Source organism: Thalassospira sp. UBA848, assembly GCF_002295455.1.
In the GTDB taxonomy this organism is placed as follows: domain Bacteria; phylum Pseudomonadota; class Alphaproteobacteria; order Rhodospirillales; family Thalassospiraceae; genus Thalassospira.
Window position 1 is genome coordinate 13,824 of the sequence record NZ_DBGS01000085.1, and the last position, 3,844, is coordinate 17,667.

Below are 3,844 nucleotides of genomic sequence, written 5' to 3' on the forward strand. Positions count from 1 at the left end.
GTCGCACCTGGCGTACCGAACGGCACACCTGCCGTAATGACAAGCGAGTCACCCGGACCAGCAAACTCTTCGCGCTTTGCCACTTCGGTGGCAATCCCCACCATTTCGGCAAAGTTGGTGGCATCACGGGTAAAGACCGGATGCACGCCCCAGCAAAGTGCAAGGCGACGAGCGGTCTGAATACGCGGTGTCAGACCAAGAATGGGAACTTCAGGACGTTCGCGCGCGGCACGGAAGGCCGTTGACCCGGACGATGTATAGTTCACAACCGCTTTGGCACCAATCGTGGTCGCCACCTGACGTGCTGCCGCACTGATCGCATCCGGGGCATTGTGCTCCGGATCCGGGCGGTTGGCATCGCGCATCCGGTAATAAAGCTCGTCCTGTTCGACGCGCACCAGAATCCGGTTCATGATCGATACGGTTTCGATCGGATATTTGCCGACCGCACTTTCGGCCGAAAGCATCACCGCATCGGCACCGTCATAGATCGCCGTTGCAACGTCTGACGCCTCTGCACGGGTCGGTGCCGGGTTGGAAACCATCGAATCAAGCATCTGGGTCGCAACGATCACAGGCTTGCCCGCTTCGCGACATGACTTGATGATCCGCTTCTGCAGAATCGGCACATCTTCTGGCGGGCATTCAACGCCAAGGTCACCGCGGGCCACCATGATCATGTCCGACAGATCGACAATCTCATCAAGATGATCAATGGCCTGCGGTTTTTCGAGTTTCGAAACAATGGCCGCACGGCCCTGAATGATCTTGCGTGCTTCGGCGACATCCTCTGGACGCTGCACGAACGACAGCGCCACGAAATCAACACCCATCTCCAGACCGTAATCAAGGTCTGCACGGTCCTTGTCGGTCAGGGGTGAAAGCGGCAACATCACGTCGGGCAGATTGACACCCTTGCGGTTTGACAGTGGCCCACCGGTGATGACGGTGCATTCTGCGGACTTGTCGTCGCATTTCTCGACACGCATGCGAAGCTTGCCATCATCAAGCAGCAGGTTCGCACCTGGCTTGATCGCGGCATATACTTCCGGATGCGGAAGCGACACACGTTTTTTGTCGCCCGGCGTTTTGTCCATGTCGAATTTGAACTTGTCGCCCGCGGCAAGCACGACCTCATCGTCGGCAAACGTGCCAACACGGATTTTCGGCCCCTGAAGGTCCATCAAAATACCGATTGGGCGCCCGATTTTCTCTTCGACGGCGCGGATCGCTTCAAAACGGGCCAGATGTTCTGAGTGTTCCCCATGCGAGAAGTTCAGGCGGAATACATCCACGCCTGTCTCGACAATTTTCTCGAGGACTTCCGGCTTTGAACTTGCTGGCCCCAGTGTCGCGATGATCTTCGCCTTACGTTGACGGCGCATCGGCTACTACCTCTTGTTATTCGGTTTACACATGAGCCTTCCCGCTTCGGCCTGCATCTGCGGCGAGACGAAAAGGCATCCTGATCTTTTTCTGGGGGTATCCCCTTAATAATCAATCAGCCCCTATTTGAACAGGGACTTTTCATTAAATGCCTTTACAAAAATGTGATTTTTCGCTGGACAATTACAAGAAGCCCCTTCTTTAAAGGAGCCATATCGATAAAACATGCCGGTCATATTCGAGCCTCCGGCTGACCGACCCCTTGGCGCAGACAGGACCCTTTTCATGAGCAAATGGCACCACCGTTTTCTTGGACTTGCAGCCCATATTGCAGACTGGTCAAAAGACCGCAGCACGCAGGTCGGTGCGGTTGTCATCGGCCCGAAAAAGGAAATTCGCGCGGTTGGCTACAACGGCTTTCCGCGCGGGGTCGATGACGAAATCGAAAGCCGCCATCAGCGCCCGGAAAAATACGCCTATACCGAACATGCCGAACGCAACGCGATTTATAACGCCAGTTACACCGGCACGTCGCTTGATGGCTGCGCACTCTATGTCACGCACTTCCCATGCTGCGATTGCGCGCGCGCCATCATTCAGGCTGGCATCGCAGAGGTCTATGTCGACAAGTCCAAGCTGACTGCAGATTTCCTCGAACGCTGGGAACAGGATATGAAAATATCCACCGAAATGTTCGAGGAATCGGGTGTCGCCGTTAAGGTGATTGACGACGAGGGCAACACCAAGCCTATGAAATAAAAACGATCTTCCTCTTTACTCTTGAAAAAAATGCCCAATATTGGGTGTGTTCACACCGGACACGAGCAACAAAAACAAGAAGACGCAAACGTCGTCTGTTTCATATTCCACGCTGGCCCGGGGTCAGTATTTGTCAGATTTCCAGGACCCAACCTTTGCGGTTTGGTCTTGCTGGGAACCAGACAAAGGTATAAGGATTTACAAGTCAGCAACGGGGTATGATTTGCTGCTGTATCCTCCTGAACAGCGACGCATTTCGTGATGATGCTCAGGAACCGAGGCCGGATGAACGCGAAAATAGACTTTAGTAAGATTAGTTTTCTGATCGTTGACGGGGACAAGATTTCAGCTCAGGTGGTCTATGACACGCTCGCCTATTTGGGTGCCAGTCATATACAACGCGTAAAAGCGCCAAACGATGCGTTTGACGTTTTGCGCACTGAGAAGATTGATATTGTGATCTGTGAATGGCGCTTGCGCGGCATGGATGGTCTGGAGTTTCTCGACGTGATGCGCAACTCGACCAATTCACCAAACAGGTTTATTCCGGTGATCATGCTGACGGCACATTCCGAGATGCGCTATGTGACGACGGCACGCGACCTTGGCATTACAGAATTTCTTGCCAAACCATTCAATGCTAAGGCACTTTATAGTCGTTTGGTGTCGGTCATCACGCGTCCACGTGTCTTTGTAAACACGGGAACGTATTTTGGTCCGGATAGACGTCGCAGACAGGTCCAGTTTGATGGTCCTGATCGGAGGAGCCCAGACGAATGACCCATTTTGATTGGGGAAGCGGAGCTGTCGTGAAACCTGAAGAACCAAAGAAAAAAAAGAACGTCCAAATTATCCCCGCCCAAACGGATCTTAAGCGCCGTGCTGTAAATTTCATCAAGGGCTTTGACATCAACCTGTCGCCCGAGCAACTCGAAGAGCTTGAAAAAGTTGTTCAGAAAAGCTCGGAAACCTTTGTCCGTGATATTGGCACCGAGTTGATGGAATGCCGCAAAACCATCATCACTGCCCTTAACGACAAATCCAAACGTCCTGCTGCTGTCGAAGCAGCCGCCGACCTCGCTTATTCGGTAAAGGCGCTGGGTGGTACGTTCCAGTATCCGCTGATGACCCAAATCGCCAAGTCGATGGAAACCTTCATGGCGGACCGAACAACGGCAAACGAAAAGCAGTTGTTGGTCGCACAGCTTCATATCGACTCGCTTTATGTCATTTTGGCTGGTCGCGTCACCGGTTTTGGCTCAAGCGTCGAACAGGCAACTGTCGCCGCCCTTACCAAACTGACCGAACGCTACGAATCCCCACGCGAATAGCTGCTCACTACGCATATTCTGCCGACAAGGCCGCCCGACATAACCAACGGGCTCGGCAACGGTATTGTGCTCCCAACGCTACGCTACACGAAACCACCATTTCGGCTGGCGCATCCCATCAAGCTGACATCTGCGGCAACCCAACCGAACCTTCCCCTTCCGACATCCGTTCAAGGCGAAATCCATCGCCCTCGTGCCACTGATACATGCCAGCAACCCGGAACCCTGACGCACCCAAAGCACCCTTGGTTTCTACCGGCGGAGGAATGATTTCGAAAATTGAATTTCGGGGTCAAAAACCGCTTGCACCACCTGTATGCGACTGCTAAAAACCGCGCCACGCACCATGCGGGTGTAGCTCAGTTGGT

4 protein-coding genes are annotated in these 3,844 nt (G+C 53.4%); 3 read left to right on the top strand and 1 reads right to left on the bottom strand.

Annotation, left to right across the window (positions count from 1 at the left end; translation table 11 throughout):
- The coding region (gene pyk, locus B2R48_RS12215; RefSeq protein WP_297000748.1) for a pyruvate kinase at positions 1–1,385 on the bottom strand (1,385 nt) is incomplete at its 3' end.
- 286 nt (positions 1,386–1,671) lie between these two features.
- Here pyk and B2R48_RS12220 point away from each other — a divergent pair.
- The 3 genes from B2R48_RS12220 to B2R48_RS12230 all read left to right on the top strand — a co-directional run bounded on the left by B2R48_RS12220 (position 1,672) and on the right by B2R48_RS12230 (position 3,476).
- Positions 1,672–2,145 (top strand): deoxycytidylate deaminase, encoded by a 474-nt coding sequence (locus tag B2R48_RS12220; RefSeq protein WP_062955389.1) that lies wholly within the window; start codon positions 1,672–1,674, stop codon positions 2,143–2,145.
- Between the two features lie 285 nt (positions 2,146–2,430).
- Positions 2,431–2,925 carry a response regulator gene (locus tag B2R48_RS12225; RefSeq protein WP_062955282.1) on the top strand — a complete coding sequence of 165 codons (495 nt, stop codon included), beginning with the start codon at positions 2,431–2,433 and terminating at the stop codon, positions 2,923–2,925.
- Positions 2,922–3,476 (top strand): hypothetical protein, encoded by a 555-nt coding sequence (locus B2R48_RS12230; RefSeq protein ID WP_062955281.1) that lies wholly within the window; start codon positions 2,922–2,924, stop codon positions 3,474–3,476. Before B2R48_RS12225 ends, B2R48_RS12230 begins: the two co-directional genes overlap by 4 nt.
- Positions 3,477–3,844: the final 368 nt, after the last annotated feature.